The organism is uncultured Subdoligranulum sp., assembly GCF_937890665.1.
In genome coordinates this window covers 1-3,759 of record NZ_CALADU010000308.1, presented here as the reverse complement: position 1 = coordinate 3,759, position 3,759 = coordinate 1, and the positions used below count along the sequence as shown (strand labels likewise).

General features: G+C 58.6%; 3 protein-coding genes. All 3 read right to left on the bottom strand.

Translation table 11 applies throughout. The annotated features are described in order from the left end of the window. A partial coding sequence (gene recJ, locus Q0526_RS17740; protein WP_298736611.1) for a single-stranded-DNA-specific exonuclease RecJ occupies window positions 1-1,237 on the bottom strand: 1,237 nt, incomplete at its 3' end. Between the two features lie 44 nt (window positions 1,238-1,281). After that, window positions 1,282-2,430, bottom strand: coding sequence for a hypothetical protein (locus Q0526_RS17735; protein ID WP_298736609.1), 1,149 nt, complete (start codon window positions 2,428-2,430; stop codon window positions 1,282-1,284). 17 nt (window positions 2,431-2,447) lie between these two features. Further along, window positions 2,448-3,759, bottom strand: a 1,312-nt coding sequence (locus Q0526_RS17730) for an FAD-dependent protein (RefSeq protein ID WP_298736607.1), incomplete at its 5' end; no start/stop codon positions are given.

The window sequence follows — 3,759 nt, the reverse complement described above, 5'->3', positions numbered from 1 at the left end:
CGTGCCCGCCAAAGCGGAGCAGATGCTGCGCACAGGCTGCCAACGCACCGTGCAGATCGAACGCATCGGGGGCGCGGCCGCTGCCGCGTCCCTCTCCCTCATGGAGGGAAATGACGATTGCCGGGCGGCTATACCGTTCCATCAGCCGAGCCGCCACAATGCCAATCACGCCGGGGTGCCAATCTTCCCCGGAGACGACCAGCACGCGGTCCCGCAAACGGGCAGGATCCGCGTCCAGCGTACGGCAAGCCTCTGCAAAAACAGCCTGCTCGGTTTGCTGCCGTTCTGTGTTGATCTCTGCCAGACGCGCCGCAATGCCGGTAGCCTGTTCTTCATCGCCACAAAGCAGCAGTTTCAGTGCCACTGCCGCGTTATCCATCCGTCCCGCTGCGTTAAGCCGCGGCGCCAACCCATAACTGACCGTGTCCGTTGTCACGGGTTTGCCCCCGTAGCCGGCACTTTCCAGCAAAGCCTGTAACCCGGGGCGCATGGTATCCTGCAGCAAAGCGAGGCCTTCCCGTACCAGCGTGCGGTTTTCCCCCACCAGCGGCATTACATCGGCCACAGTGCCCAGCGCCACAAATTCGCCATACATTTCCAACAGTTCCGCAGGGTCACACCCTTCCAATGCAGCGCAGAGCTTGAACGCCACCCCAGCGCCGCACAGATCCTGAAACGGACTGGTATCGTCCGACCGCTTGGGATCCACGACCGCCACGGCTTCCGGCAAGGTTTCACCGGGCAGGTGATGGTCGGTAATTACAAGGTCCAACCCCAGTTCTTTGGCACAGGCGGCTTCTTCCAAGGCGGAGATGCCGTTATCCACCGTCACTACCAACGTGAATCCCTTTTGAGCCAATGCTTCCAGTGCCGGTTTGGTCAAACCATATCCGCCGCCGCGGGTAGGCAATTTACAGCGCACATGAGCCCCTTGGCTAGACAAGCATTCATACAAAATGGCCGTAGCAGAAATGCCATCCACATCATAATCGCCGTAGATCACGATGGGTTCTTCCGCCTCGATGGCCTGCGTAATACGGGCTACTGCCTTATCCATGTCCCGCATCAAAAAAGGATCCGACAAAGTCTCCCCCGGTTCCAGCAAGCGGCGCGCTGCTGCCTCATCATATCCCCGTGCCGCCAACACCCGGCGCAGCAGCACACCGCAGCCCATGGCGGCCAGTGATTGTTCGCCGTTGGGTTCTGCGGTTTTGATTTGCCAGGCGGGATAGTTCATGGTGGTTCGCTCCTTATACGATACGGCTTTTTCCTTGCCGGAAGTCAACCGTTTTTAAAATCCATATCAAAGTCATGGGTCAGGCCGTCCTGACGCAGCATCGTTTCCAGCGTATCGATCTCGGTAGAAACATCGAGACTTACATCCTGCAGCAACGTATCGTACAATTTTCCATAAGCCTGATTCAGCGTATGCAAAATTCCTGTAATGTCACGGCGGATGTCCTGTGCATGCTGTACGTCGATTTCGCCCAACCCCTGCGCGGTATCCAAAAGTTTGCGTGTGGTGGGCAGGTAATATTCCCGAAAGCGCCGAATCCGCGGCAGTTGCGCGGGATGGTTGTACGCAAATCCTAAAATAGCCGCACAAACCTTGCGCATCTGCGCCAATTCCGCATCTGTATCAGCTCCCAGTTTTCCGGTACTGTGGCGCAGATACTCCAAAAACGCCGTACCTTCCTGCTGGAATGTTTCCGCGTCATCCAACGGTGCCTGCTGAGGGGCCTCCTCTTGTTGCGCCGGTTCTTTCGGCGCACGGCGGGATATATCCAGATACAAGGTGTCATCCGGATGCAGCACCGCGTCTGGAAAATCCCCATCGGATACTGCCTGCAAAAGATCCTTATGTACCTGCTGGGGATTCAATGCGCTGTCCCTCGCCAAAGCCGGCACATCGCGCACCCAGTCCCGTGCTACCCGCAGATACCGCCGTAAGCGACGAACATACCGATACTTTTTGACACCAAAGCCGCCCATGATGCCAAAGCCCACGGTTAACGGCGTAAAACAAGCCATCAAAATAGGAAAAACCAGAAACTCCTGTTCGGTAACCCCCAATGCCTGCGGTCCTACCGCTGCCAACGCCCACATGACGATGGCTGCGATTCCAAAAGAAGCCGCCAGAACCCAGCCGGTAATGGCCAAGGCCAACCCTTCACTTTGACGCCCATTCTGCAATTTGCGGTCCAGCCGCTGTTTCCACTGTGAAAAGCTCATCGGCCGATCATGGGCTCTGGCTGCCGCCAGCGTGTCCCCTACCTGTTCCAGCGCATCGGAAATACCAGCCAACACGGTGGAACCGATCCCCGAGCCCACACGGATCGCTTCCTGCAAGAGCTCATCCAGATCGGGAACGCCGGTATTGTTTGGTTTTTGATGAGATGACTTAGATTCCTCATAGGGATGATTTGCCATACAAATTCCTCTTGGTTTTACTGTTTGGGCGGTGCGGTTTCCCGCATCAACGCCGCTGCACAGCGCACGCCATCTACCGCCGCCGTCATAATGCCGCCGGCATACCCGGCACCTTCCCCACAGGGATAGAGGCCTTGCAGTGCCGTACACTGCAGTGTTTCCGGGTCTCGCAGCAAACGGACAGGACTACTGGTTCGGGTTTCCAGACCGGTGAGCACTGCATCCGGTGCTCGATAGGCTGCCATCTTGCGGCCAAAGGCGGTCAGGCCCTCCCGCAGTGCAGAAGCCAACTCTGCCGGCAGCAACGTTCCCAGATCGCTGGGCGTCACCCCTCGGGGATAGGTAGGCTCTACCCGCCCCAGTTCCAACCGGCCCTGCCCTGCCAAAAAGCTGCCCACAGTTTCCGCCGGTGCCAGATAATTTCCGCCGCCGGCTCGGTACGCCGCCTGCTCCAATCGGCGCTGAAAGGCCACCGCTTTGGCAGGATCTTGCGCAAAGTCCCGGCCATCCACGCTGACCACCACTGCCGCGTTGGCATTACGGCCATCCCGTGCGTGTAGGCTCATTCCGTTGGTAACGACGCCTTCCGCCTCGCTGGCCGCCGCACAGACCGTACCGCCCGGGCACATGCAAAATGTATACACGCAGCGTCCGCCACCCACATGTTGGCTGAGCTGGTACTCCCCACGCGGCAGAGAGGGGTGTCCCGCTGCTCCGTGGTACAGGCTTTTTTCAATCTCGGTTTGCAGATGCTCGGCACGAAAGCCCACCGAAAAAGGCTTACACTCCAACGGCAGCGCCGCACGATGCAGCATAGCAAACGTATCCCGCGCGCTATGCCCTACCGCCAAAATCAACCGTTCGCAGGCAAACGTGCCTGCGGTGGTCTGAATTCCTTGCAGAACGCCATTCTGCATTTCCAGCCCGGTGAGGGTCGTATCGAAGCGAACTTCGCCCCCCAGCTTTTCGATTTCTCCTCGAATGCTGCGGATGACATTGCGCAAAAGATCGGTGCCCACATGGGGTTTTTGCCGCCACGCAATGTCTTGCGGTGCGCCATGGTCGAGGAACGCCTGCGTTACAAAAGCACACAAGGGGTCCCCCACCCGCGTGGTGAGTTTTCCGTCCGAGAAAGTTCCGGCACCGCCTTCGCCAAACTGGATGTTGGCATTTTCGTCCAGTTGACCGGTTTGTTCAAAGCGGTGAACCGCTTCGATGCGCCGCGCAAGATCCGATCCCCGTTCCAATACCAACGGGCGGTACCCAGCCCGGGCCAATAGTAAGGCTGCAAACAGGCCCGCAGGCCCCAGACCCACCACCACGGGCCGA

Excerpts from the sequence above, each read along its gene's own strand:
- Q0526_RS17735 (WP_298736609.1), bottom strand. The coding sequence starts at position 2,430 with ATGGCAAATCATCCCTATGAGGAATCTAAGTCATCTCATCAAAAACCA.